Here is a 25,886-nt window from a genome sequence, read left to right as displayed (position 1 = left end):
CGGTGGCGGAGCCTTCGGTGTCGTCGAGGAGCTCCCATGACCCACCCGCCCGACCCGGGACCGGCCCCGGTGCTGGCCCTGAGGGACGTCGCCAAGTCCTTCGGTGCCGTACGCGCCCTGCGAGGCGTCTCCCTGGAGCTGTTCCCCGGCGAGGTGCACGCCCTCGCCGGTGAGAACGGCGCGGGAAAGTCGACCCTGATCAAGACCCTCGCCGGGGTGCACCGCCCGGACGCCGGGCAGGTGCTGCTCGACGGCGAGCCCGTCGTCTTCCACGGCCCCGGCGACGCCCGGGACGCCGGCATCGCGGTGATCTACCAGGAACCGACGCTCTTCCCGGACCTGTCCATCGCCGAGAACATCTTCATGGGCCGCCGGCCCAAGCGGGCCCTCGGCCGCATCGACCACAAGGCCACCCACGCGGCGACCGCCGCCCTGATGAAGCGCCTCGGTGTCGACCTCGACCCCGACCGGCCGGCGCGCGGACTGTCCATCGCCGACCAGCAGATCGTGGAGATCGCCAAGGCGCTCTCCTTCGACGCCCGGGTCCTGATCATGGACGAACCGACCGCCGCCCTGACCGGCAGTGAGGTCGCCCGGCTCTTCGGCGTCGTGCGCACCCTGCGCGACCAGGGCGCGGCGGTGCTGTTCATCTCGCACCGGCTGGAGGAGATCTTCGAGATCTGCCGGCGTGTCACCACCCTGCGGGACGGCGCCTGGATCGCCAGCGAGCCGCTCGCGGGCATGACCGAGGACGACCTGGTCCGCCGCATGGTCGGCCGCGACCTGGACGAGCTGTACCCGAAGCAGGACGTCACCCCGGGCGAGGTCGCCCTGAGCGTGCGCCGGCTGACCCGGGAGGGCGTCTTCACCGACGTCTCCTTCGAGGTGCGGCGCGGTGAGATCGTCGGCCTCGCCGGACTCGTCGGCGCCGGCCGTACCGAGGTCGCGCGGGCCGTGTTCGGCATCGACCGCTGGGACGCCGGGGAGGTCGAGGTCGACGGGTGCCGGCTCACCAACGGCGCACCCTCCACCGCCATGTCCGCGGGCCTCGCCCTGGTCCCGGAGGACCGGCGCGCCCAGGGCCTGGTGATGGACATGTCCATCGAGCGGAACATCGGCCTGACGGGCCTGCGCACGACGGTGAGGGCGGGCCTCGTGGACCGCGGCGCCGAGCGCAGCCGCTCCCTGGACTGGGCGGTGAAGCTCCAGGTCAAGTACGCCCGGATCGCCGACGCCGTCTCCACCCTGTCCGGCGGCAACCAGCAGAAGGTCGTCCTCGCCAAGTGGCTCGCCACCGGCCCCAAGGTGCTCATCGTCGACGAGCCCACGCGCGGCATCGACGTCGGCACCAAGGCCGAGGTGCACCGGCTGCTGTCCCAGCTGGCCGCCGACGGGGTGGCGGTCCTGATGATCTCCTCCGACCTGCCCGAGATCCTCGGCATGGCCGACCGCGTGCTGGTGATGCACGAGGGCCGGCTCACCGCCGAGATCCCCCGCTCCGACGCCACCGAGGAAACCGTGATGGCCGCTGCCACCGGGAGGGCCGCCGCATGACGGTGACCACTCCGAACCCGACCCCGCTCGCCGAGGCGCCCCCGGCCGGCGGCGCCCGGCTGGTGGACCGCGTCTTCAAGATGCGCGAACTCGCCATCCTGGCCGTCTTCCTGGTGATGATCGGCGTCACCCAGGCCGGCAACAGCGAGTTCCTGTCCGAGCAGGGCATCAAGGACCTGCTGCTCAACGCGACGATCCTGGTGCTGGTCGCCACCGGCCAGTCCCTGGTGGTGATCACACGGAACGTCGACCTGTCGGTCGGCTCCACGCTCGGCATCAGCGCCTTCGCCGCCGGCACCTGGCTGCACAGCGGCGGCGACCCGGTCGTCGCCGTCCTCCTCGCCGTGACGCTCGGCGTCGCCTTCGGTCTCCTCAACGGCCTGCTCGTCAGCCTCGGCCAGGTGCCCGCCCTCGTCGTCACGCTCGGCACCCTCTACATCATCCGGGGCGTCGACTCCATCTGGGTCGGCTCCCGGCAGATCACCGCGGCCGACCTCCCTGGCGGATTCGTCGACTTCGGCTCCGGCGGCATCTCGGCGATCCCCTGGCTGGCCCTCATCGCCCTCGCCGTACTGATCGCCACCGCCTACTACCTCAAGCACTACGGCAGCGGACGCGAACTGTACGCCCTCGGCTCCAACCCGGAGGCCGCCCGCCTGGCCGGCATCCCCGTCCGCAAGCGGATCCTGGCCGCCTACACCGTCTGCGGCGGGCTCGCCGGGCTCGCCGGCGCGATGTACCTGGCCCGGTTCGGCAACGTCGACTCCGGCACCGGCAACGGCTACGAACTCACCGTCGTCAGCGCGGTCGTGGTCGGCGGCGTCGCCTTCACCGGCGGCTCCGGCAGCGTCTACGGCGCCGCCCTCGGCGGCCTGCTGCTCACCTCCATCAACAGCGTGCTGCCCGCGCTCGGCGTCAGCTCCGTCTGGGTGCTCGCCATCAACGGTGTCCTGCTGCTGCTCGCCATCGCGGTCGACCGGGTCGTCGCCCTGCGCGTGGCCGCCGCCCTGAAGAAGAAGTCCGCCCGGCGGCGGACCGCCCCGACGAAGGAGAACGCCGGTGCCTGAGTCACTGACCCGCGCCGTCCGCTGGGACACGGTCGTCGGAGCCCTCCTGATCGTGCTGTTGCTGCTCTCCTTCGGCTTCGTCGACGGCTTCGGCAACGCGCTCAACCTGTCCTTCCTCATCGGCAACACCCTGCCGATCGCGCTGATCGCCCTGCCGATGACCCTGCTGGTCGTCTCCGGCGAGATCGACCTGTCGGTCGCCTCCACCGCCGGACTGTCCGGCGCGGTGATGGGCAAGCTGTGGAACGACGGCATGGCCATCGAGACGATCATCCCGCTGTGCCTGCTGCTGGGCGTGGTGTGCGGGCTGGTCAACGGCCTGCTGGTGACCCGGCTCGGGCTGCCGTCCCTCGCCGTCACCATCGGCACCCTCGCCGCCTACCGGGGCATCGCCCAGATCGTCCTCGGCTCCGACGCGGTGACCGACTTCCCCACCCAGTACCTGAACTTCGCGGCCGGCCGCCTCGGCGGCTCCTTCCTGCCGCAGGCCTTCCTGCCCTTCCTGGTGCTGCTCGCCATCGCGGTGGTCGCCCTGCACGCCACCCCGTTCGGCCGGTCGCTGTTCGCGATCGGCGCCAGTGAGGAGGCGGCACGCTTCGCCGGGATCCGGGTGAGGCGCACCAAGCTGATCCTCTTCGTCACCACCGGATTCATGTCCGCGCTCACCGGCATCTTCTGGGCCCTGCACTACGCCAGCGCCCGCTACGACAACGCCACCGGACTCGAACTCTCCGTCGTCGCCGCGGTGCTGCTGGGCGGCATCGACTTCGACGGCGGCAAGGGCACGCTGGGCGGCGCGATCGCCGGCGTGTTCCTGCTGGGCGCGCTGCAGAACGTGATGAGCCTGCTGAACGTCTCCGCGCAGTCGCAGATCGTCGTCACCGGTGTGCTGCTCGTCGTCTCCGTGCTCGGCCCCCGGGTCGCACGGCAGATCACCGTCGCGAGGGTGGGCCGCAGGGCCGCTGCCTCGACACCGACGTCGTAACTCCCGCACCACCCCTCCTTCCGCTCACCCTCGTAAAGGAACTCCGCCATGCGCACGTCCACCCTCCGCCGCGGCTGCGCGGCCCTGGTCGCCGTCACCTCCCTGGCACTCGCCGCGACCGCCTGCGGCGGCACCACCAAGAGCGACGTCAAGGACGACTCCGCCTCCGCCGCCTCGGCCGGCAAGGCCGACCCGAACGCCGGCACCAAGAAGGGCCTGACCGTCGGCTTCCTGCCCAAGCAGGTCAACAACCCGTACTTCACCAGCGCCGACAAGGGCGGCGAGAAGGCCCTGGCCGCGCTGGGCTCGAAGTACAAGGAGGTGGGCCCGAGCAGCGCCACCGACACCTCCGGCCAGGTCTCCTACGTCAACACCCTCACCCAGCAGCAGGTGAACGCGATCGCCGTCTCCGCCCAGGACCCGGGCGCGCTGTGCACCGCGCTGAAGCAGGCCATGACCAACGGCATCAAGGTCGTCACCTACGACTCCGACACCAACCCCGGTTGCCGCAACGCCTTCGTCTCACAGGCCTCCGCCGAGGACCTGGGCCGTACCGAGGTGCAGCTGCTGGCCCGGCAGATCGGCTACAAGGGCGAGATCGCGATCCTGTCGGCCGCGCAGACCGCGACGAACCAGAACACCTGGATCGGCTACATGAAGGACGAGCTGAAGGACCCCAAGTACAAGAACATCAAGCTCGTCAAGATCGCCTACGGCAACGACGACGCCCAGCAGTCCTTCCAGCAGACCCAGGGCCTGCTCCAGGAGCACCCGAACCTGAAGGGGATCATCTCCCCGACCACCGTCGGCATCAAGGCCGCCGCCCAGTACCTCTCGGGCTCCAAGTACAAGGGCAAGGTCAAGCTGACCGGCCTGGGCACGCCCAACGACATGCGCAAGTACGTCAAGAACGGCACCGTCGACGCCTTCGAGCTGTGGGACCCGGCCAAGCTCGGCGACCTGGCCGCCCGCACCGCCGTCGCCCTCAGCTCCGGGCAGATCTCCGGCAAGGAGGGCGAGACCTTCAAGGCCGGCTCCACCACGTACACCATCGGCAAGAACGGCGTGATCAACCTCGGCAAGCCGACCGTGTTCGACGCCAAGAACATCGACCGGTTCAACTTCTGATCCCGGAGCGGTACTTCATGCAGCGCGTCTGTTTCCTGCTCAAGGTCCGCAAGGACCGCATGGCCGAGTACCGCGAACGCCACGCCGCCGTGTGGCCCGAGATGCGCGAGGCGCTCTCGGCCACCGGCTGGCACAACTACTCGCTGTTCGTGCGTGACGACGGCCTGCTCGTCGGCTACCTGGAGACCGAGGACTTCGAGGCGGCCAGGGCCGGCATGGAGGCGACCGAGGTCAACGCCCGCTGGCAGGCCGAGATGGCCCCCTTCTTCGAGTCCCTCGACGGCTCCCGGCCCGACGAGGCGATGAAGCCCCTGACCGAGGTGTTCCACCTCGCCTGACCCTGGAGCCCCGCGACGATGAGACGACGTACTCTGCTGGCCGGCGCACTGTTCAGCGCCGTGGCCGCACCCGCCCTCGGCACCGGCATCGCACGGGCCGCCGATCCCGGACCCTCCGTGACCAAGACCGGCACCACCACGCTCGACTCCCAGGCCATCTTCTTCGTCTCCTACGACGGCCTGGTCAACAACAACTCGTTCCAGAAGAACGGCCTGCTGACCTACAAGGGCTACCAGTACGCCGTCTGGTACACCGCGGCCCGCAACGCCGTGGTCGCGCGCCGGCCGCTCGGCGGCTCCACCTGGTCCACCGTCGCCCTCTCCCACCAGCTCAAGACGAACGACTCCCACAACGTCATCTCCATGGGCGTCTCGAAGACGGACGGCCGCCTGCACCTCAACATGGACTCCCACAGCGACGGCTACTTCTACGTGAAGTCCGTCGCCGGGCTGATGGACAACCCGGCCACCACGGCCTGGACCTCCTCCGTCTTCGGCGCCGTCCAGACCTCCCTGGACGGGCTGGCGCTGACCTCGCAGTTCACCTATCCGCAGTTCATCTCCACGCCCGAGGGCAAGCTCCAGCTCAGCTACCGCGTCGGCATCTCCGGTAACGGCCGCAACGCGCTCGCCGAGTACGACGGCACGTCCTGGACCGACCTGGGCGAGTGGAGCAGCGCCACCGGCACCTACACCAGCGAGCACGGCTCCTCGACCGCCCGCAACATGTACCTGCACGGCATCGACTACGACGTGAACGGCCGGCTGCACGCCTTCTTCACCTGGCGCGAGCAGAACGGCGCGGTGATGTGCAACAGCGGCGGCATCACCAACCACGACACCGGCTACGTCCACTCGACCGACCGCGGCCGCACCTGGCGCAACGACGCGGGCGCGGTGGTCGGCACCACGGGCGGGTCCGACAAGGTCGCCGTGACCGACTCGGGGCTGGTCGTGGACCCGCTGAACCCGGACCACTCCCTGATGAACCAGGAGAGCCAGTTCACCGACTCGGCCGGCCTGCCGCACGCGATCATCAGCTACGTCCCCGGCCGCTTCGGCCAGTGCACCACGAACTACGTCGCCGACCGCACCGCCAACGGCCGCGCCTTCCACGTCCGCAAGAACTCCTCCGGCGCGTGGCAGAAGACGGAGATCCCCGTCCCGCTCAACTCCAGCCAGCGCACCAAGCTGGTCCTCGACAAGTACGACAACGCCTACGCGGTCTTCCCCTTCGGCCGGATCGCGGGCGCCTCGAAGGCCTCCGGCCACACGGACTGGACGCTGCTGTACGACGGCAGCGGCCTGAACGCCTTCGGCGAGGTCGTGATCGACGAGATGCGGGTGAAGGCGGACAACATCCTGTCGTTCATGTACCAGGAGAAGTCCAGCGGCACGACGCCCTCGGCGCTGCACGTCGTGGACTTCGCGCTGCCCGCCTAGCCGGTCGGCCCACGGGGCGGTGACGGTAGTGTGAAGGCCGCCCGCCGCCCCTCGTCTTTCTGGAGGTCTGAAGTCCGATGGCCCAGTCGGTGGGTATCAAGGACGTCGCCCGCGCCGCAGGAGTGTCGGTGGGCACGGTCTCGAACGTCATCAACCGTCCGGACACCGTCGCCGGCGAGACCCGGGCGCGGGTGCTGTCCGCGATCGACCGGCTCGGCTATGTCCGCAGCGAGTCCGCGCGCCAGTTGCGTGCGGGCCGCAGCCGGATCATGGGGCTGCTCGTCCTCGACATGGGCAACCCCTTCTTCGTGGACGTCGCCCGCGGCGCCGAGCGGGCGGCCCGCGAGGCCGGGCTCGGCGTGATGGTCTGCAACAGCGCGCAGAGCGTCGGGGAGGAGGCCGAGTACCTCTCGCTCTTCGCGGAGCAGCGGGTGCGCGGCGTGCTGCTCACCCCGACCGACGCCACCGGCCGCAACATCGCCGCCTTCCGCCGGCACAACATCCCCTTCGTGCTGGTCGACCGCGTCGCCGAGGGCGCCACCGAGTGCTCGGTCTCCGTCGACGACGTGGCCGGCGGCGCCCTCGCCGTGCGGCACCTGGTGGACGCCGGGCACCGCTCCATCGCCTACGTCAGCGGCCCGCCCGGGCTCAACCAGGTCCGCGACCGCCGCACCGGCGCCCTCCATGCCCTCGCCGAGGCCGGGCTCGGCCCCGACGCGCTGCGGGAACTGCCCACCGAGCGGCTCGACGTGGCGGCCGGCCGGGACGCGGGCGCCCGCCTGCTCGGCCTCGCCGACCGCCCCACCGCCGTCTTCTGCGCCAACGACCTGCTCGCGCTCGGCGTCCTGCAGGCCATGTACGCCGCCGGCGTCACCGTCCCGGACGACCTTGCCATGGTCGGCTACGACGACATCGAGTTCGCCGCGGCGGCGGCCGTCCCGCTCACCTCCGTGCGCCAGCCCGCCGTCACCATGGGCGCCCTCGCCGCGGAACTCCTGCTGGAGGAGACCGAGGCGGAGGGCGGGGCCACCGCCCACGAACACCGGCGCGTGGTGCTCCAGCCGGAACTGGTGGTGCGCCGCTCGAGCCTCGGCGCCCGCTGACCGGGGCGGTCCGCCCAGGTCAGTAGGCTGGTCGTCATGCCCGACCAGATAGCCGACCCGTCCGGCCTGCGCGCCGACTGCGCCCAGTGCTTCGGACTGTGCTGCGTCGCCCTGCCCTTCGCCGCCTCCGCCGACTTCGCACTCGACAAGCCCGCGGGCCGGCCCTGCCCCAACCTCGGCGGCGACCACCGCTGCGGCATCCACGCCGACCTGCGCACGCGCGGCTTCACCGGCTGCACCGTCTACGACTGCTTCGGCGCCGGCCAGAAGGTCTCGCAGGTCACCTTCGGCGGACGGGACTGGCGTACCGGCGGCAAGGAGCACGCCCAGCGGATGTTCGAGGTGTTCCCGGTCGTCCGCCAGCTGCACGAGCTGCTCTGGTACCTCACCGAGGCGCTGGGCCTGGAGGCCGCACGGCCCGTCCACGCCGACCTGCGCCGGATGCGGGAGCGCACTGAGCGGCTCACCCTGCAGACCCCCGAGGAACTGGCCGCGCTGGACGTGGCCGCCCACCGCCAGGAGGTCAACGTGCTCCTGCTGCGCACCAGCGAACTGGCTCGCGCCGGCATCGCCGGGAAGGGCGGCAGCGGCGGCGGAAAGGGCCGGGGAAGGAGCCGGGGGAAGGACCGCGGCAAGGACCGGCGCGGTGCCGACCTCATCGGGGCCCGGCTGCGCGGCGCCGACCTGTGCGGGGCCAGCCTGCGCGGCGCCTATCTGATCGCCGCCGACCTCACCGGCGCCGACCTGCGCAGGGCGGACATGATCGGCGCCGATCTGCGCGACGCCGACCTGACCGACGCGGACCTCACCGGCGCCTTCTTCCTCACCCAGCCCCAGCTCAACGCGGCCCGCGGCAGCGCCGGCACCCGACTCCCGGAGTCGGTCACCCGCCCGACGCACTGGACGACGGGCGACTGACCGAGGCCCGCGGCCGGCGGGGGCGGCCGCCGGCCCGCGAGGCGCGGGCGTCCGTGGCTCGCGCGATCCCGACCAGGCGCTGTCGCCGGGGCCGGTGGTCCGCCGGTGTGCCGGGCGGGGGGCGGGTGATCGGGGCGTGGTTCTCTCGCCCGGCCCCGGTCGAACGCGGGCCGGGCAGGGTCGGGACGCTGTCGCCGGGGCCGGTGGTCCGCCGGTGTGCCGGGCAGGGGGCGGGTGATCGGGGCGTGGTTCTCTCGCCCGGCCCCGGTCGAACGCGGGTCCGGCAGCGTCGGGACGCTGTTGACGGGGTCAGTGGTCCGTCCGGTGTGCCGGGCAGCTCTCGGCCGATCGGGACGCGGGGACGACCGGGAGCGGCCGGTGCGAGGCGCCGTCCGGTACGGGAGCGGGTGCCGGGCGACGTTCGAGCCGTAGCCGCAGGCCCTCCGGCATCAGGGTCAGCCGCTCCACGACCCGCAGCCGGTAGTCCGGGTCGGCGTGCAGTTCGTAGCGGCGCAGCAGCAGGCCGAGGACGAGCGTCGCCTCGTGCAGCGCGAACTGACGGCCGATGCAGGCCCGCGCCCCGGTGCCGAACGGCTTGAAGGTGTGCGGGGGACGGGCCCGTACGGCCCGGGCGTCGAACCGGTCCGGGTCGAACCGCTCGGCGTCCTCGCCCCACACCTCGGGGTCGCGGTGCAGCATCGGCGTCAGCACCAGCGCCCAGGCACCGCGCCGCATCGGATGCTCCCCGGCCAGCACGGTGTCCTGACGGGCCTCTCGGGCGAAGGCCGGCGCGGTCGGCCACAGCCGCAGCGACTCGTCCAGCACCCGGCGGACGTAGCGCAGCTTGGCCACCTGCTCGTAGCCGGGCTGCTCGGCGCCGCCCCAGACACGGTCCACCTCGGCCCGGGCCAGGGCCGCGACCTCCGGATGCCGGGCCAGGTAGTACAGGGCGAACGACAGCGCGCCCGAGGTCGTCTCGTGGCCCGCCACCAGGAACGTGATCACCTGCTTGCGGACGTTGCGGTCCGACAGCCGCTCCCCGGTCTCCGGGTGGGCCGTCTCCAGCATCCGGTCCAGCAAATCCCCGTCCCCGCGGCCGGACCGGCGCCGGTCCGCGACCAGGGCGTCGACGGTGCGGTTCAGGTGGGCGATGTCCGCCTCGTTGCGCCGGACGGCACGGCGCAACAGCAGCGGGGCGAGCGGGAGAGGAACGCTGTTCAGGCGCTGGGCGTAGGTGAGCGTGCCGACCATCGCCGTCACGAAGGGGTGCGGCCGGTCCCGCTCGAAGGAGCCGAAGTCGTGGCCGAACCCGGTGCGGGCGATGGTCTCCAGGGTCAGCCGCGTCATGTCGCCGGGCACGTCGACCGTGCGCCCGGCGGCCAGCTCGCGGTCCCAGTGCGCGGTCAGCCGGCCGGCGGCCGACAGCATCATCCCGTGGTAGCCCTCCATGGCCTCCCGGCTGAAACCGGGCGCCAGGACGTCGTGCGCGAGCTGCCAGTTGGGCTCGTGGTTGTACGCCGTGAACAGCCCGTCCCCGGCCACCGGGCGCAGATTGGCGACCCCGAGGCCCACGTGCTTGGCGAACCGCGACTCGTCGGCGATGTCGGCGGCCAGGCGGGAGCCCCACAGGAACACGAACTCGTTCCCGAACGCCCGGCGCCGGAAGATCGGGCCCAGCTCGCGCCCGTAGCGCATCGAGTCCTGGACGGGGCGGCGCCGGTCGACGCCGAGCACATCGCCGAGCAGCGGCACCCGGCGCGGGGGATGCGGGATGCGACGCAACTCGGGCCAGCCCTGCTCGGCCCCCCGGAACCCCTTCGGCAGGCCGCCCCGGGTCGTCTCCGTCGTCTCCGTCGTCTCCGCCATGACGCGATCTCCCTCGATCCAGCGGACGGTTGCCGCTGCGACACGCGCGTGTTGTACGTGAGTTCAATAACGGCGTTCAGTGTGAGCCGCTTGTTGAACCGGCGTCAAGTAGAGGAACCGGCTCAAGTAAAGTGACGCCCATGCCCGCGAACCAGGGGGAGCGCGCCCGGCGCAGACTCAGCACCGAGGAGCGCCGTGAGCAGCTGCTGTCGGTCGGCGCGCGGCTGTTCTCGGAGAGCCCCTACGACGACGTGTGGATCGAGCAGGTCGCCGAGATCGCCGGGGTCTCCCGCGGGCTGCTGTACCACTACTTTCCGACCAAACGGGACTTCTTCGCCGCCGTCGTGGAGCGCGAGAGCGAGCGGATGCTGCGTATGACGGCGGCCGTGCCCGGTGTCCCGGTGCGCGAACAACTGGCGGCGGGCCTCGACACCTATCTCGCCTATGTCGAGGCCCACGCCCACGGCTTCCGCGCCTTCCATCGCGCGGACGCGGCGGGGGACCAGGCGGTGCGCCGGGTCTACCGGCGGGCCCTGGCCGCCCAGGAGCAGCAGATCCTCGCCGCACTCGCGGCGGACCCGGAGTTCGGGCCCCTCCTCCAGGGTGCCCCGCAGCTGCGCCTGGCCGTGCGCGGCTGGCTGGCCTTCACCACGGCTGTCTGCCTGGAGTGGCTGCGCGAGGGCGAGTTGACCCGCGAGCAGGTCGGCGACCTGTGCGCACGCGCCCTGCTGGGCGTCCTCGCGTAAGGCGCCCCCTTTCGGTGGGGTGTGGTTGGCGTGCGTCCGGATCTCCGATAGGTTAGGCAAGGCTTACCTAAGGAGGTCTCGGGATGGGTGACACGCAGGACTGGGCGGCCGCGCCCGCAGCCGCGGAACGGGCGCGATCGGTGCTCGCCACCGCATGGTCGTGCGCGGTGACCGCCGAAGGCGCCCGCGAGGAGTACGTCGGCGCGCACTCCCTGACCGGCGACGGCGGAATCCTGTTCGATGTGCCGGAGGACAGCGCCCTGTCCACGGCCGCGCTGTGCGCCCCGCGCGGGGCGCCGTCCGCCGTGCTGGAGGTCGCCGACGTGGCCCCCGTCCCGGTACGGGAGCGGATCCGCGCCCGGCTCCGGCTCGCCGGCTCCTTCACGCCGACCGGCGGCGCGCTGCTCTTCCGGCCCACCCGGGTGGTGCTGCGGCAGCCGTCCGGTGCCGTGCTCGTCGACCCCGACGAGTTCGCCGCCGCCCGGCCCGACCCGCTGGCCGCCGCCGAGGCCAGGATGCTGACGCACCTCCACGACGCCCACCCCGACGCCGTCGAACGGCTCACCCGGCTCGTGCGGCCCGAGAGCCTGCACGCCGCGACCCGGGTGGCACCCCTCGCCCTCGACCGCCACGGCCTCACCCTGCGCATCGAACGCACCCGCGCCCACGGCGACGTCCGCCTGCCCTTCCACACGCCGGCCGACGACGTCGCCCAGCTCACCGAACGCATGCACGCTCTCCTGGCCCAGGCGACCGCGGCCGCCTGCCCCCGGGCGCCGAGGCACGTCCGGCGGATCGGATCCCAGGGTGGCCACGGCGCCTGACGGGCCGTGAACGCCGGCCCCGGCCCGTCGGCCGGGACACATCGATCTCGACACGTGGCGCGACCGGCTGATGCCCCTGCTCGTGGACCGGGCGAGGACGCTGCTGGTGGCCCGGACGAATCGGGCCGTCGGCGACGGGGCCTACAGAGGCAGCGCGCAGACGGCGACGGGTGAGGCGAACGGCTCGCCGGCGAGGCGGAGTTCGCCGCTGCCGGGGTCCACCTGGAAGACGCTCACCGTGCCGGAGCGCTGGTTGGCCGCGAACAGCAGCCCGCCGTCCGGGGAGAAGGCGATCTGGCGCGGGAAGTCGCCGGCGACGGGCGTGGTGCCGAGCAGCCGCAGCCGGGCGCCGCCGGCCTCGACGGCGTAGCGCGCGAGGCTGTTGTGGCCGCGGTTGGCGAGGAAGGCGTACGCGCCGTTCGCGGTCACCAGGAACTGCGCCGGGTAGTTGGTGCCTCCGCCCGACCCGGTGGACTGCGGGTCGCCGATCGTCAGCCGGCCGGTGGCCGGGTCGTAGGCGCAGACGGACACCGTGTCGTCCACCTCGTTGGCCAGGTACGCGTACCGGCCGCCCGGATGGAAGGTCAGATGGCGCGGGCCCGCGCCGGGCCGGGTGTGCGCCCGGGACGCCTCGGTGAGCGTGCCCTTCGCCTCGTCGAGCCGGTAGGTGTAGACGGTGTCGGTGCCGAGGTCGACGGCGAGGACATGGCCGCCGTCCGGAGCCGTCAGGAACTGGTGTGCGTGCGGACCCCGTTGACCCGGGCCGGGCGGCGGAGCGGAGTGCGTGACCAGGTCGGTGCGCTCCCCGAGGGCGCCCGAGTCGTCCACCGGGTGCACGGCGACACTGCCCGAACCGTAGTTGGCACTCAGCAGCCAGCGGCCGCCGGGGTGCACCGAGAGATGGCAGGGTCCCGAGCCGCCGGTGCTCCGGGTGCCCAGGATCCGCCGGTCGGCGAGACGTACGGCGGTGACGGCACCTTCCTCGCGCTCGTCCACCGCGTAGAGCGTGCGCCCGTCCGGGTGCACGGCCAGGTACGACGGGTCCGGCACTCCGGTGAGCGTGCCCCCGCCGGTGATCCGGCCCGTCGCCGGGTCGTAGGAGGCCAGGCCGATGCCGGTGCCGCCGCCCTCGACGGAGGTGTAGGTGCCCAGGTGGAGCGGGCGGGGGCGGCCGCCCTCCGCGCGGGGCGGCGTGGCGGCCCCGCGCTCGGGGGCTGCGGCCGGAGCCCGGTCCGCGGGCGGGGCCGCCGGTGCGGGTACCGCCACCACGGCGCCCACGCCCGCCACGGCCCCGACGAACCGGCGCCTGCTCCAGCCGCCCCGCGCTCCCTGGCCCTGCGTGCCCATGCCGTTCCTCAGGTGGTCGGTTGCCCCGGTCGTGACAGCCACCTTGGCGTGGATCCACCGTCAGGGGCAAGGAGCGTCATCGGCGTTCCCCCGGCTCTACCACTCCCCGTCCTCGACCGGCTTCCCCGGCGCGTCCTTGAGCGGGATCACCTGGCCCGCCGACGGCTGCTGCCACGGCTCCGGATCGTCCCCGATCCAGTCGCCGACCGGCTTGACCGTCTCCAGGGCGTCGGCGGGGGCGAGATCCTCGGCCTCGTCGTCGTAGTAGTCGTACCAGGGCAGCCCCGCGCGTGTGTACGCCGCCCGGTCCACCGGCGAGGGCGGCGGCGCCTCGCCCGTGATGCGGCGCCACTGCGGAGGCGTGACCAGGTGGACGAAGACCCGGCCGGCGGGCGTCGGCGACCAGTCCTTCAGCCGCCGGTCGTCCCGGTAGACCTCCTGGCGCATCGACCCACCGACCCCCAGCCCCATGACCGCCGCCCGCCGCGGGGGCGCCGCGCCCGCCGGTGCCGAGGGCGCCGGCGGAGGGCCGCCGGGAGCGGCCGCCGCCATGGGGACGGGTCCGCCGTAACCGCCGGACGGCGCGGCCGCCCCGAAGCCGCCGGTCGGTGCGACCGACCGCAGCCGCTGCCGCTCCCGCTCCTCGCGCCGCCACGCGGTCAGCAGGTCCTCCCGCAGCGGGAACGTCTGCAGCTGGATGCCGCCCCACACCTCCTCACCCGTGACCTGCCCCTCCACGGTCGCCCCGAGGCCCAGCGGCACGGCCACGAACTGCCGGACCGTGCCCCTGCCGGAGTTGATGCCGTCCAGCCAGGGCTGCCGGGGCAGTACGACATAGTTCTGGGGCTTGCGGACCAGCCGGTCGCTCCACGGCTTGCCGGACACGGCGCACACCTTGCCGACGCCGACCTGGAGCGCGACCGGCTCCGCCGTACCGGCGAAACTCAGCCACATCGCCTCGCGCAGATACACCGGCAGCATCACGCCACCGCGCGCCCGCCACTCCGCGGGCACCCGGTCGGCGTAGTCGGACACCCGGCGGACCGGAAACTCGCCCAGCCCGGGCGGCAGCTGATGCGTGCCCGTCTCGGGCAGCCGCAGCGTGCGCACGAAGCGCACCACCGCCCCGCCCGGAAGCCGCAGTGCGTTCCCGTCGATCCGTACCCCGGTGTCGGCCATCGGCCCGCCCCCTCGCCTCGCGGTGCCGGCCCCTGAGCGGCACTCTCTCACCCAGAACGCTCGCCGAACCCCGTACGGTTCCGCCACAGCTCGTCCTGCACCCCGAGCCGCTCGCGCATCCGGGTCATCCGCGGCAGCTTCTCGCGCTGCTCCCGGGACACCCGGTCCAGCTCCTCCAGCAGCCGGCCGGTGCGGTGCTCGGTGTCCAGCTCCGCGATGATCCGGTCCACCTCGGTCAGCACGGCGCCCATCAGCTGCCAGTTCTCCCAGTCATCGCGGATCTCCTCGCGCAGCAGCTCGGCGAGCCGGTCGCGGGTGCCGGCGGCGGTGTGCAGCTCGGCGGTCAGGCGCTCCTCCGCCGACTCGGCGTTCTCGCTCAGATGGGTGGTGACCAGCACCGAGAAGCTGACGATCGCGTCGGCGATCTCGGACAGCAGCTGCTCCACGGCGGCCCCGACCCGGGGCGGGAAGAGGTCCTTCGCGCCGCGGGCCTTGGCCAGGTCCGTGAAGGAGCGGGCCAGTACCCGCAGGACCACCGTGCAGATCTCCAGCGTGTCCAGGCCGGTGCGCAGCACCACCCGGTGCAGCAGGCCCTCCTTGACCCGCGGGTTGAGCCGCAGGCTGTCCTCCGCCTGCCGCAGCGCCGCGTCCACCCGGATGATGTCGTGGTCGAGGCGGCGCGCCTCGTGCAGCCGCTCGGCCGCCCGCTCCCAGGGGATGCGGCCCGCGGCCTCCTCACCCATCCGCAGCATGAGCTGCCGCACCCGCCGGGCCAGGTCCTCGATCGACTGCCCGGCCTCGTCCACCCACACGGGGGGCGGCAGCAGCAGGTTGCAGGCCATGCCGACGACCGCGCCGATCAGCGTCTCCACGATCCGCGCCCAGGCCGTGAAGCCGACGGTGGTGACGCCGAGGACCAGCATGGCGCTGATCGCGACCTCGGCCACGTACTCGTCGACCCGCACCAGGTGCCCCACGGCCAGCGCCGCCACGATCAGCAGCGCCAGGCTCCACCAGGTCAGCCCCACCAGCAGGCTGAACGCGATGGCGACCAGGACACCCGCCACCACGGAGTTCACCCGGCGGATGCCGTTGGTGAGGGTGGCGTAGAAGGTGACCTGGACGACCAGCAGGGCGGTGAGGGGCGCGGTCAGCGGAGCCGGTTCCGGGCTCAGGCGCAGCGCGATGACGTAGGCGATCGTCGCCGCAGTGGCCGACCGCAGGGTCTGGACGACCACCGGTTGCCGGCGGCGCCCCACCAGGCGCCGCAGCTCCACCGTCCACTTCCGTACGTCGCGCATTAGTGGCCTGTTCCCGTTCCTGGCGCGAGTCGAACGTGCCCGAACGGGGACGGGCGGTCGGGCTCAGGCGCAGAGCTTGTCGATGAAGGCGGCCAGGTTGCCGGTCGTCCGGGCGATCTGCTCCTCGAGGGTCAGGCTCTCCTCGAACCGGGACCCGGACTCCGGCACCTTCCGGCCGCGCACATACAGCGAACATGCCAGGTCGGTGCACATGTACAGCCCCACCGAGTTGCCCTCTCGGCCGGCCGCTCCCGCCTTCCGGGCGGTCATCAGCGACACCCCGCCGCCGGGATGTGTCGTCAGGCACACCGAGCACATGCTGCGGTGCAGGAACCCGCGCTGCGCGGGCGGGAAGCGCAGCGCGACCCCGGTGGGACGGCCGTCCCGTTCGGTGACCAGATAACTGCGGTCCGGGGCGCCCGGATCACGCCACCCGAGGAAGTCCAGGTCGTCCCACGGGCGTTCCGCGAGATCCCGGGGCACGCTCAGCCGCTTGGCCTCTCCCTTGGAACAGTTGATGAACGAGTCGCGGATGTCCTGTTCGGTGAGGGATCTCATGGGGGAGTGTCCTTCCGTGATCGGTGCCGTGATCGGTGCCGTGATCGGTGCCAGGAACCTAGAGCCTCTAGGTTTTGGTGGGTCAGCCTAGGCAGCCGAGGGGGAGGTGGGCGAATGGATTTCCGGGCCGCACTGCCGCCGCGTGCCCGCAGGGCCGTGGACCATGTGGCGGGACGTGCGCAGGGGCCGCCGCTCGACCCGGGTGCCCGCATCACCCTCAACTTCCACCCCGACCGGCTCTCCGCCGGACTGCCCCTCCTCGAGGCACTCGCCCGGGACGGCGCCTACCACTCGCAGTTCGTCACCGGCACCAGCAACGGCGGCCTGACCGCCCACCCGGGTGGCGACCGGTGGCGCTGGGAGAGCCGCATCTTCGGCCGTGCGTACGACGACGCCGGCCCGGCGGAGCGCCCGGTGTACGGCGCGCTGAACTTCCGCCGGCAGGTGGTCGGCGCGGCGCCGCGCTTCGGCTCCTCGCACCTGCGGCTGGCCGGGCCGGTCCTGGCCCGGGCCACCTTCTGCTACCCGGACAGCGCGGGCGAGCCCACCGACTTCGGCGTGGCCGCGGCGATGCCGCTCATCGCACTCGCCGAGGCGGACGAGCAGGACGCCCTCAACGACTACGTGGAGAGCCATGTGCACGGCGGGGTACGGCTCGACCGGGACGTCGAGGCGCTCGTGCTCGACGCGAGCTACCGGGGCACACCCGTGGAGACGGCCGCCCGTCGCCTGCCCTTCCCTCTCACCTGGCACCCCGGCTACCGGCTCACGGTCGCGCGGCTGCGCCGCCACGCCGACTACCGGGGCCCCGAGTACGCCGACCTCGGGGCCCGGATCGCCGAGCGCGGCCTGCTCAACCCGCGGATCATCGGCGACGCGGCCCGCACCGGGCGGTACGCGCTCCAGGACCTGAAGATGGTCTGGCACACCCTCGCCCGCTTCGGCCCGCCCGAGGGCGCGGGCACGGCCTGCCGGGAGCCCGGGCAGGCCCCGGCGCCGGCGGTGGTGCCCGGGTCACTCCAGGGCTGCAACGGTGCGCACGGTCGCTGCGGGGCTGCCGTACACGGCGTAGGCCAGCCATGTCGGATCGCCGCCGTGCAGGTCCCGGACGGTCTGCCGGGCCGCGAGTGAGGCCGGGCCGAGCGGCTTTCCGTGGGTGAGCAACTCGTCGTAGAACGCCTCGGCGAACCGCAGGGCGGAGCGGGACCGCACGGGCCAGAGCGTGCCGACGAACGCGCCGGCGCCCGCGTTGAGGAACTGCGGTGCCCAGCCCAGACTCTCCCCGAACCAGTCGATCTCGCCGGCGCTGCGGCAGGCGTTGAAGAACACGAGCGGGTGATGCGCGCGCAGCGTGCGCAACTGGGCCGCCGACGCCAGGTCGACGGGGTCGAAGGGCCCGTCGGCCATGGTCACGCAGGAACCGGTACCCGTGAACGCGTTGTGGCAGGCGAAGTGGAGCAGGCCCGCGTGCCCCGCCTCGATCAGCGCGGTCAGCGCCGCCCGCTCGGTCAGCACCCCGGCGTCGGCCACCCGCGCGCCACCCAACCGCGTCCGCAGCGAGGCCACTTCGTCGTCCGCGTCGGCGGGGGAGCCCGGCGGCACCACGAACGCCACGCCCGGCAGACTGAGACTGCGGACCCTGTCCTGCCCGAACACCCGGCGCACCACGGGGAGCCACTCGGCCAGAAAACCCCGGTCGTCGTGCCGTCCGTCCAGGGGATACAGCAGCTCCCAGGGGACGACGTTCTGCTCCCCGAGGACGGTGAAGGCGGAGATGCGTTCGGCCTCCTTCCAGAACTGCTCCTGCACGGCCTGGGGAACCGCCGTGGTCCACAGCTGCACACCGAGGTTGCGCAGGCGGTCGCGCAGCCTCCGCCCGTCCTGGTCGTCCCCGCCGGCGGTGACGCCCCGGGCCGCGTTCCTCAGCTCGGCGTAGATCTGCTCGGTGGCCTGCCGGGGGTCACCGGCGAAGTGGCTGATCGGGGCGTAGAACGTCTCGCTGATGAGCTGGAACCTGTACGTGCCGGCCGCCTCGTCCCGCAGGACCTGCAGGGTGACCTCCCCGGGATCGAACGCCATCGAGGGCAGCGACGCCTGGCGCTGCACGCCGTCTCTCGTGACACTGCCGTGCCCCACCGAGATCTGGCAGGTGACCTCTCCGAGGTAGGTGCCGCCCCGGAACGCCCGGACCGTCACCCGGTGCAGCCCCGGCGTGGTGGCCTTCAGCCGGAACAGCAGGACGTCGGAGTCCCGGCCGGGCCCGACGTGCAGTTCCTGCTGCAGCTCGTCGAGGACCACGAGGCCGGGGGAGTGGAGGGTGACCAGGACACGGGCTCCGCCTGCAGGGACGGCGAACGGGCGCAGCTCCCCGCCCTGCCCGCCGCCCCGGACGATCTGTACGTGCAGGGGCACCTCCCGCCCCGGCGAGGTCTGCTCGGCCAGCTCCGCGACCAGCCGGCGGGGCTCCATGGGATCAGCGGACGACGAAGCGTCGTCCGCCGGGGAGGACCCGTCGTCTCCGTCCGCGTCCACGCCTGCGTCCAGGGCCCCGGCTGCGGTGACGTCCGCGGGTACAGGCACGTCGGCGGCTCCGGCCGGCCGGGCGTCATGGTCGCCGGTCCGGCCGAGCTGCACCGGCCGATGCCTTCCGCGGCTGAGGGCGTACGCGGAGACGTCACCGTGAAAGGTGAACTGGCCATGTGCGAGGTGGGGCTCCTGCCCGGACACCGCGGATCGGCCGGACACGTGGACCCAGGCGACGACCTCGCCCTCCTTGAGCTGCAGCCGGATCCGGGAGTAGCGCTCCTGGCCGACGAAGCTGCCGCCGAACTCGTACAAGGACTCGGAGACCACCACCACGAGGTCCGCGCCCTCGGCGTCGGGGAGTTGCCGGACGGCGGCGGAGTCGGCCAGGCGGCAGGCCAGGACGACCGTGTGTCCGCTGATGCCCATCGCGTCGTGCAGGACCGGGCCGAGGTGCATGCCGATCCGCAGCCGCAGGGGCATGCGCGCATGGCTGTTCACATTGCGCAGTCGCAGCTGCACCCCGATCATCCAGGATCCGAGCAGCAGGCTCGGTGCGACCCGGCTCGCTACCGACACCAGCACGCTGTCGCCGCGGTCCTCAACGTTCAGGGCGTCCCGGTCCACCGAGGCGTACAGCAATTCCTGCTCCAGCACCTGGCGGAGCAGGAACCGCATCCGCTCCCGTTCGACGTCGTCGTATTCCCCGGAGCGCACGACGTCGACACAGATCACCAACCGGTGGTCCACCTCACTGACTTCGATTCCGCCGTGATCCACCCGTCCCCCCTCGGCGTGACCGTCGACGCCCACCGTACTCAGCAGCGCCTCAGTACGGTGGGCATTCATACGGTCACGGTGGGGGAGGCGGCGGTGGGTGAGCAGGGGTCGTGGGAGCGGGCCCGGCGGGCTCTCGGAGCCGCAGGCATCGCGCCCGCCCGGCTGGACGCTGGTCGAGACCGTCCCCCGGGCGTCCGGCGCGGGCCGTGTCCACCGGGTCCAGGCGGCGGTCGCGCCGGAGCTTCTCGCGGCCCTGGACGAGATCGACCGGCTCACGCTTAGCTCATAGCGTGAAATAAGGGTTGGGAGAATGTCGCTTCCGGCTGCCCGAAGGGGTATGTTGCAGGTCGGGCAGGGTGTGTGAAGGGAGCCAGATGGCGGCGCGGCACGGGCGCACGGTACGCGACCTCAGGAGGGGCAACCGCACGGCCGTGCTGCAGCGGCTGTACTTCGACGGCCCCCTCAGTCGCTTCGAGCTGGGACCGGCGACGGGGCTGAGCTCCGGCTCGGTGAGCAACGTGGTCGCGGACCTGGTCGCCGACGGGCTGGTCGAGGAGGCCGGCAGCGTCGACTCCGACGGCGGCCGCCCCCGCACGCTGCTGCGCGTCGCCCCGCACAGCGGGCAGATGATCGGCGTCGACATCGGTGAGACCCGCGTCCGCGTCGAGCTGTTCGACCTGGCGCTCACCGAACTCGCCCGCACCGAACGCCCGCTGACCCCGCACGGATACGACGTCGACGGCATCGTCGGCCTCGTCCGCGACGGCATCGCCGAGGTCCTCGCCGCCGAGGGTGCCGTGCCCGAGCGGCTGCTCGGCGTCGGCGTCGGCGTGCCCGGCATCGTCGAGCACACCGCGGACCGGGGGGCCGTCGTCCACGGGCAGACCATCGGCTGGGACGCCGTCCCGCTGGAGGAACTGCTCCGCTCCGGTTCCCGACTCCCCGACCACGTCCGGTACTTCATCGACAACGGCGCCAAGACCCTGGGCCAGGCCGAGATGTGGTTCGGCGCGGGGCGCGGTGCGCGCAACGCCGTCGTCGTGCTCTTCGGCTCCGGGGTCGGCGCCTGCCTCGTCACCCCCGAGGTGGAGCACGGGCGGGCCGTCGAGTGGGGCCACCTGACGGTACGGGTCCGGGGGCGCCGCTGCCGGTGCGGGGCCCCGGGCTGTCTGGAGGCCTACGCGGGCGCCGAGTCGCTGCTGGACCGCTGGCGCGAGGAGGGCGGCCGGCCGCCCGGAAACGTCGATGAGGAGACCGCGCTCACCGCGATGCTCGCCGCCGCCTACCCGCCCGAGGGCACCGACCCCGACCCCGTCGCGCTCGCCGTCCTGGAGGAGACCGCCGAGTACCTGGGCGCAGGCCTGTCCGACCTGATCAACCTCTTCCAGCCCGAACGGATCCTGATCGGCGGCTGGGCCGGACTCCAGCTCGGCGCCCGGTTCCTGCCCGCCGTACGGCGGCACGCGGCGACGTACGCCCTGCGCCATCCGGCGGACAGGGTCACCATCGAGCTCGGCCGGCTCGGCCCCGACGCCGTCACCGTCGGCGCCGCGATCCTCCCCCTCGCCGACTTCTTCGCCCACGGCGGCCGCCGCGCCGAACCGGAGGCCGAGACCCGGCACCCGGCCTGGCGCACCGCCCTGGAGGAGCGCATCCCGCGCTGACCCGGGACAAGTCGCTACGCCGGCGGCTCGTCCGGGGTCGGCTGCTCCGGGTTCACCGTGTCCGGGCTCGGCGCGCCGCGCGGGCCGGTTCCGGCCTCGTCGGTGTCGGGTACGTCCGGCTTCTCGTCGCGCGGCCGGCCCTGGGCGGCGTCCCACGGGTCCTGGCCGGGCCGGGCCTGCTGGTCGGGCATGTCGCGCGGGATCGGACGGCCGGTGTGCTCGGGTTCGGGGTTCGGCTGTGCGGTCATGGCTCTCTCCTGGCCTCAATCTGTCCTGGCCACCTCGGCGCGGCTCGGTGTGCTGCCGTCGGCCTCAGCCGACCTTCCGTCCCCGCATCGGCTCCGTCTCCATGCCGCCGCCCTTCTGGAGCCCCTCCAGGAACTCCCGGATCACCTCGTCGGCCGAGCGGCGCGGGTGCCAGCCCAGGTCGGTGTGCGCCCGGGCGCAGTCCATCAGCGGCACCCGCAGCACCGCGTCGAACAGGTGCGGGGAGGCCGGGAGCAGCCGCAGGCCCCACGCCGCGGCAATGGCCGAGCGGGCCGCCGTACGCGGCAGCCGGACCGGGCGGGCGCCGAGCATCTCGCCCAGCAGCGCGGCGTCGACCGGCGGGTCGGCGGCCAGGTTGTAGGCGCCCCGGGCGGTCTCCGAGTGCACCGCGAGCCGGTAGGCCTCGGCGGCGTCGTCGGTGTGCAGCGCCTGCACGCGCAGCCCGGGGATGTCCGGCAGGAACGGCAGCAGGTCGGGCCGCGCCAGCGGGCCGGGCAGGAAGCGCCCGCCGAAGATGCGGCGCTGCTCGCTCGCCGACTCCCACTTGAACAGGAAAGCCGGCCGCATCCGCACCACGCGCACCTCGGGGTGGTCGCGCTCGAAGATGTCCAGCGTGCGCTCCAGGTAGGCCTTCTCCCGGCAGTACGCGGCGTCCGGCCAGCCGTGCGTGGGCCACGACTCGTCCACCGCGTAATCCTTCGGGCCCGGCGAGTACGCGCCCACGGAGGAGGCGTGCACCAGCACCGGCACCCGGGCCGCCGCGACCGCCTCGAACACCCGGATGCCGCCGAGCACGTTCGTGCGCCAGGTGGCCGCCGGATCGTGCGTCGGCTGGAACGCCCAGGCGAGATGGACCACCGCGTCGGCGCCCTCGAACCGCTCGGCCAGGTTGGCCGTCTCCGACCTCAGGTCGACCGCCGACCACTCCGTCTTCGGCGGGTTCCACTCCGGCGTCCGCCGGGCGAGGCCGCGCACCGACTTGATTCCGGGATCCTCCGAGAGCACACGCACCACACTCGTACCGACGTTGCCGGTGGCGCCCGTCACCACGACCCTGCTGCCCGTTGCGCTGCTCACCTTCGGCTCCTCTCGGCGGGGGCTTCGAGGGACCGGCCGGGTACCCGGGCGCGCGGTCCGCACACCCGGCATGACGTGGCAGGTAATCGACCCGGCGGGCGGCTCCCGGAAGGATCGGCACCACAAGGAGGCCGGACATCCCGTCCCGACGGACCTTCCGTCGGCCTCTCCGTCCGACCTTCCCGATCCGCCCACCGATCCACCGACCCATCGATCACCGACCCACCGACCCGTCGGCCCCGAGCCGGACACCTGAGGAGGCCCCCATGCCGCACTTCGAGAGCCCCGTCGACGGCGCCCGTCTGCACTACGTCGACCACGGCCCCGCCACCGGGCCGGTGGCCGTCTTCGTCGCCAGCGCCTACCTCGGGCACGACATGTGGGAGCACCAGATGCTGCCGCTGGCGGAGGCCGGTTACCGGTGCGTGGGGCTGGACCGGAGGGGTCACGGGCGCTCCGAGGACACCTGGGCCGGCTATGACCTCGACACCCTCGCCGACGACCTGCGGGGTCTCCTGGACCACCTGGACCTGCGCGAGGTCACCCTGATCGGGCACTCCGTCGGCACCGCCGAGGTGGTGCGCTGCCTGACCCGGCCCGGCGCCGGCCGGGTGGCCCGGGCCGTGCTCGTCGCCGGCGTCGCCCCGGGCGTCGTCCGCTCGCCGGGCACCCCGGACGGGCTGGACCCGGCGCTCGCACGGGCCGACGACGAGGCGTTCCGACGGGACCGGGCGGCGTACTTCACCGCCGCGGCGGACGACTTCTTCGCCGCGCACCTGCCCGGCAACGAGGTCTCCCCGGCCTACGTCCGCCACCTGATCGACCGCTGCCTGGCTGCCACGCCCCGCGCCTCCAACGGCGTCCGGGCCGTGGTCGGCGCCCTCGACCTCGCGGCCGAACTGCCCCGGATCGGCGTGCCGGTGCTCGTCGTGCACGGCACCCACGACACCTCCGCGCCCCTGGCTCTCACCGGCGGGCGCACCGCCCGGCTGGTGCCGGACGGCACGCTGAAGGTGTACGAGAACGGCGGGCACGGCCTGTTCATGACGCACGCGGCCCGGCTGACGGCGGACCTGCGGGAGTTCATCGACGCCGGCCGGCCCGGTTCGACGCAGGCGAGCGTGGCCTGAGAGAAGCCCCGGCCGTGACGGGGGAATCACGACCGGGGCGGCCGGGTGGTGGGTGCGGACGGCGGTCGCCTCTCGGCGAAAGGCTCCACAGGGCTTCAGCCGAACGATCGTCCCTGTGGGCGAATGGTGAGGCCCGGGGACACTGTCCCATCCGCACCCACAGCTTGTTCAACGGGCAACCACTTCTTGGTGTTCCGCCCGCCGCCGTGACCTGCGTCACGACCGGCGCCGCTCAGCCCAGCGGACTGCGCGCCAGCGACGCGAGCAGGTCCGCGGGGTCGGCGTACACCTCCTGCGCCCCGGCCTCCTCCAGGTCGGCGCGCGGGATCCCGCCGCACAGCACGCCCACGCAGCGCACCCCGGCCTTGCTCCCCGCCCGCATGTCCCACACGGTGTCCCCGACGAACACCGCCCGCGAGGCAGGCACCCCGGCCAGCTCCAGGGCGTGCTCCACGGGCTCCGGGGCCGGCTTGCCCTGCTCCACGTCGTCGGCGCTCGCGGTGGCGGTGATGGCGTCGTCCGCGTCGATCGCCCGGCGCAGCGCGCCCAGTTCGGCGCCGCTCGCGGAGGTGGCGAGGACGACCGTCCAGCCCTCCCCGTGCAGCCGCCGCAGCAGCTCCCCGGCCTTCGGCAGGGCGGGCAGCCGGTCGAAGTACTGGCCGTACAAGGCCTTGTGCGCGGCGCTCAGAGCGGCGTCCTGGTCCCGGTCGCGGTCGTCGCCGAGCAGATGCGCGATCAGGTCGTCGGAGCCGAGGCCCACCGCGCGGTGGACCGCGTGCATGGGCACCTGGTGGCCCGCCTGCCGGAAGGCCTCCCACCAGGTCACGACATGCAGGTGGTTGGTGTCGACGAGGGTCCCGTCGACGTCGAAGACGGCGGCACGGTCCATCCGGGGGTTCCTTTCCTCGCTCTGGTCCTCGCTGTGGCTGCTCTCGGCAGGGGTCGGGTACCACGTCAGGAATCCGCCACGCGTGCGGGCGTACGGCCCTCACGGGTCCAGGCCAGCAGTTCGTCGGCGGACCACGTCGTCACCACCCGACCCGGACTCACCCCGCACTCCTCGGCGCGGGCACAGCCGAGGATCTGCCAGTCGAGCTGTCCCGGCGCGTGCGCGTCGGTGTCGACGGAGAACAGCACCCCTGCCGCCACCGCCTGGCGCAGCAGCCGCCGCGGCGGGTCCAGCCGCTCGGGGCGGCTGTTGATCTCCACGGCCGTGCCCGACTCGGCGCAGGCCGCGAACACCTCCTCCGCGTCGAACTCCGACTCCGGCCGCCCGCGCCCCGTGACCAGCCGTCCGGTGCAGTGCCCGAGGACGTCCGCGTGCGGATTGCGTACGGCGGCCACCATCCGGCGGGTCATCGACCGGGCGTCCATCCGCAGCTTGGAGTGCACGGACACCACGACCACGTCCAGCTTCTCCAGCAGCTCGGGTTCCTGGTCCAGCGAGCCGTCCTCGAGGATGTCGCACTCGATGCCGGTGAGCAGCCGGAACGGCGCCCAGCCTGCGTTCAGCCCCGCGACCACCTCCAGTTGCTCGCGCAGCCGCTCCGGCGACAGGCCCCGGGCCACCGTCAGCCGGGGCGAGTGATCCGTCAGGGCCGTCCACTCGTGGCCGAGCGCCGCCGCGGCCCGCCCCATCTCCTCGATCGGGCTGCCGCCGTCGGACCAGTCCGAGTGCGTGTGACAGTCCCCGCGCAGCAGCTCGCGCAGCCGGGCCCCGGCGCCGGTGCCGTCCTGCTCGCCGGCCTCCGCCTCCAGCCGGCGCAAGTATTCGGGCACCTTCCCGGCCAGTGCCTCCCGCACCACCTGGGCGGTCTTCGGCCCCACCCCCTTGAGCGACTCGAGCGTGCCCGCCGCCGACCGTGAGGCGACGTCGTCGGCGGGCAGCGCGGACAGCACACGGGCGGCCGTACGGAAGGCCTTCACCCGGTAGGTGGGCGCCAGCGACCGCTCCAGCAGGAAGGCGATGCGGTCCAGGGCGGCGACGGGATCCATGCGTACAGGGTTTCCCAGGCGTGCGCCCCCTGCACGGCGACGGTCCCCGGGCCGTCACTCCTTGTTTGCCGACGGCGCCCCCGGGTACTGGCG

The 25,886-nt window shown here is 73.1% G+C and carries 23 protein-coding genes; 13 read left to right on the top strand and 10 right to left on the bottom strand.

Annotated features, from left to right (window positions below; genetic code table 11):
- Positions 1 to 36 precede the first annotated feature (36 nt).
- The 8 genes from ACZ404_RS00595 to ACZ404_RS00560 all read left to right on the top strand — a co-directional run bounded on the left by ACZ404_RS00595 (position 37) and on the right by ACZ404_RS00560 (position 8,536).
- Positions 37 to 1,554, top strand: a complete 1,518-nt coding sequence (locus ACZ404_RS00595; protein WP_468435072.1) for a sugar ABC transporter ATP-binding protein — start codon at positions 37 to 39, stop codon at positions 1,552 to 1,554.
- Entirely contained in the window at positions 1,551 to 2,621 is a 1,071-nt protein-coding gene (locus ACZ404_RS00590; protein WP_468435071.1) for an ABC transporter permease, read from the top strand. The genes ACZ404_RS00595 and ACZ404_RS00590 overlap by 4 nt, the downstream gene beginning before the upstream one ends.
- A complete protein-coding gene (locus ACZ404_RS00585; RefSeq protein ID WP_468435070.1) occupies positions 2,614 to 3,606 on the top strand; it encodes an ABC transporter permease in 993 nt (330 codons plus the stop codon). Before ACZ404_RS00590 ends, ACZ404_RS00585 begins: the two co-directional genes overlap by 8 nt.
- A 48-nt stretch (positions 3,607 to 3,654) precedes the next feature.
- Complete coding sequence (gene rhaS / locus ACZ404_RS00580; protein ID WP_468435069.1) at positions 3,655 to 4,734, top strand: rhamnose ABC transporter substrate-binding protein; 1,080 nt, start codon at positions 3,655 to 3,657, stop codon at positions 4,732 to 4,734.
- Between the two features lie 17 nt (positions 4,735 to 4,751).
- Positions 4,752 to 5,072 (top strand): L-rhamnose mutarotase, encoded by a 321-nt coding sequence (locus ACZ404_RS00575; RefSeq protein WP_468435068.1) that lies wholly within the window; start codon positions 4,752 to 4,754, stop codon positions 5,070 to 5,072.
- An 18-nt stretch (positions 5,073 to 5,090) separates the two neighbouring features.
- The gene (locus ACZ404_RS00570) at positions 5,091 to 6,515 is read left to right on the top strand and encodes a BNR repeat-containing protein (protein WP_468435067.1); all 1,425 of its coding nucleotides are present in this window, start codon (positions 5,091 to 5,093) and stop codon (positions 6,513 to 6,515) included.
- A 77-nt stretch (positions 6,516 to 6,592) separates the two neighbouring features.
- Positions 6,593 to 7,618, top strand: a complete 1,026-nt coding sequence (locus ACZ404_RS00565; protein ID WP_468435066.1) for a LacI family DNA-binding transcriptional regulator — start codon at positions 6,593 to 6,595, stop codon at positions 7,616 to 7,618.
- Positions 7,619 to 7,654: 36 nt separating this feature from the next.
- Entirely contained in the window at positions 7,655 to 8,536 is an 882-nt protein-coding gene (locus ACZ404_RS00560; RefSeq protein WP_468435065.1) for a pentapeptide repeat-containing protein, read from the top strand.
- A 309-nt stretch (positions 8,537 to 8,845) separates the two neighbouring features.
- Here ACZ404_RS00560 and ACZ404_RS00555 read toward each other — a convergent pair whose 3' ends face one another.
- Positions 8,846 to 10,402, bottom strand: a complete 1,557-nt coding sequence (locus tag ACZ404_RS00555; RefSeq protein WP_468435064.1) for a cytochrome P450 — start codon at positions 10,400 to 10,402, stop codon at positions 8,846 to 8,848.
- 140 nt (positions 10,403 to 10,542) lie between these two features.
- Between ACZ404_RS00555 and ACZ404_RS00550 the strand changes: the two genes are divergently transcribed.
- The gene (locus ACZ404_RS00550; RefSeq protein ID WP_468435063.1) at positions 10,543 to 11,148 is read left to right on the top strand and encodes a TetR/AcrR family transcriptional regulator; all 606 of its coding nucleotides are present in this window, start codon (positions 10,543 to 10,545) and stop codon (positions 11,146 to 11,148) included.
- 83 nt (positions 11,149 to 11,231) lie between these two features.
- Positions 11,232 to 11,972, top strand: coding sequence for a DUF2470 domain-containing protein (locus ACZ404_RS00545; protein ID WP_468435062.1), 741 nt, complete (start codon positions 11,232 to 11,234; stop codon positions 11,970 to 11,972).
- Positions 11,973 to 12,113: 141 nt separating this feature from the next.
- On the opposite strand, the gene ACZ404_RS00540 is transcribed toward ACZ404_RS00545, so the two are convergent.
- From ACZ404_RS00540 to ACZ404_RS00525, 4 genes are all read right to left on the bottom strand, one after another.
- The gene (locus tag ACZ404_RS00540) at positions 12,114 to 13,319 is read right to left on the bottom strand and encodes a lactonase family protein (protein ID WP_468435808.1); all 1,206 of its coding nucleotides are present in this window, start codon (positions 13,317 to 13,319) and stop codon (positions 12,114 to 12,116) included.
- A 96-nt stretch (positions 13,320 to 13,415) separates the two neighbouring features.
- A complete protein-coding gene (locus ACZ404_RS00535; protein ID WP_468435061.1) occupies positions 13,416 to 14,498 on the bottom strand; it encodes a hypothetical protein in 1,083 nt (360 codons plus the stop codon).
- Between the two features lie 47 nt (positions 14,499 to 14,545).
- Positions 14,546 to 15,799 (bottom strand): FUSC family protein, encoded by a 1,254-nt coding sequence (locus tag ACZ404_RS00530; RefSeq protein ID WP_468435060.1) that lies wholly within the window; start codon positions 15,797 to 15,799, stop codon positions 14,546 to 14,548.
- A 63-nt stretch (positions 15,800 to 15,862) separates the two neighbouring features.
- Positions 15,863 to 16,357 carry an FBP domain-containing protein gene (locus tag ACZ404_RS00525; RefSeq protein ID WP_468435059.1) on the bottom strand — a complete coding sequence of 165 codons (495 nt, stop codon included), beginning with the start codon at positions 16,355 to 16,357 and terminating at the stop codon, positions 15,863 to 15,865.
- Between the two features lie 114 nt (positions 16,358 to 16,471).
- On the opposite strand from ACZ404_RS00525, the gene ACZ404_RS00520 reads away from it, so the two are divergent.
- Positions 16,472 to 17,488, top strand: coding sequence for a DUF3626 domain-containing protein (locus ACZ404_RS00520; protein ID WP_468435058.1), 1,017 nt, complete (start codon positions 16,472 to 16,474; stop codon positions 17,486 to 17,488).
- Here ACZ404_RS00520 and ACZ404_RS00515 read toward each other — a convergent pair.
- Positions 17,372 to 19,729 carry a CHAT domain-containing protein gene (locus ACZ404_RS00515; protein WP_468435057.1) on the bottom strand — a complete coding sequence of 786 codons (2,358 nt, stop codon included), beginning with the start codon at positions 19,727 to 19,729 and terminating at the stop codon, positions 17,372 to 17,374. The genes ACZ404_RS00520 and ACZ404_RS00515 overlap by 117 nt on opposite strands.
- A gap of 305 nt (positions 19,730 to 20,034) precedes the next feature.
- Between ACZ404_RS00515 and ACZ404_RS00510 the strand changes: the two genes are divergently transcribed.
- Positions 20,035 to 21,324, top strand: coding sequence for an ROK family transcriptional regulator (locus tag ACZ404_RS00510; protein WP_468435056.1), 1,290 nt, complete (start codon positions 20,035 to 20,037; stop codon positions 21,322 to 21,324).
- Between the two features lie 14 nt (positions 21,325 to 21,338).
- Here the strand turns inward: ACZ404_RS00510 and ACZ404_RS00505 are convergent, their stop codons facing one another.
- A complete protein-coding gene (locus tag ACZ404_RS00505; protein WP_468435055.1) occupies positions 21,339 to 21,572 on the bottom strand; it encodes a hypothetical protein in 234 nt (77 codons plus the stop codon).
- Positions 21,573 to 21,636: 64 nt separating this feature from the next.
- Positions 21,637 to 22,668: an SDR family oxidoreductase gene (locus ACZ404_RS00500; protein ID WP_468435054.1), complete on the bottom strand. Its 1,032-nt coding sequence runs from the start codon at positions 22,666 to 22,668 to the stop codon at positions 21,637 to 21,639.
- 266 nt (positions 22,669 to 22,934) lie between these two features.
- Between ACZ404_RS00500 and ACZ404_RS00495 the strand changes: the two genes are divergently transcribed.
- The gene (locus ACZ404_RS00495; protein ID WP_468435053.1) at positions 22,935 to 23,798 is read left to right on the top strand and encodes an alpha/beta fold hydrolase; all 864 of its coding nucleotides are present in this window, start codon (positions 22,935 to 22,937) and stop codon (positions 23,796 to 23,798) included.
- Between the two features lie 232 nt (positions 23,799 to 24,030).
- Here the strand turns inward: ACZ404_RS00495 and ACZ404_RS00490 are convergent, their stop codons facing one another.
- Positions 24,031 to 24,687: an HAD family hydrolase gene (locus tag ACZ404_RS00490; protein WP_468435052.1), complete on the bottom strand. Its 657-nt coding sequence runs from the start codon at positions 24,685 to 24,687 to the stop codon at positions 24,031 to 24,033.
- A 65-nt stretch (positions 24,688 to 24,752) separates the two neighbouring features.
- The gene (locus ACZ404_RS00485) at positions 24,753 to 25,793 is read right to left on the bottom strand and encodes a PHP domain-containing protein (protein WP_468435051.1); all 1,041 of its coding nucleotides are present in this window, start codon (positions 25,791 to 25,793) and stop codon (positions 24,753 to 24,755) included.
- Positions 25,794 to 25,886: the final 93 nt, after the last annotated feature.

It is taken from the genome of Streptomyces sp. NPDC030798 (assembly GCF_055572275.1).
Note: the sequence above shows the minus strand (reverse complement) of the source record. Positions and strands in the feature narration are given on the sequence as shown.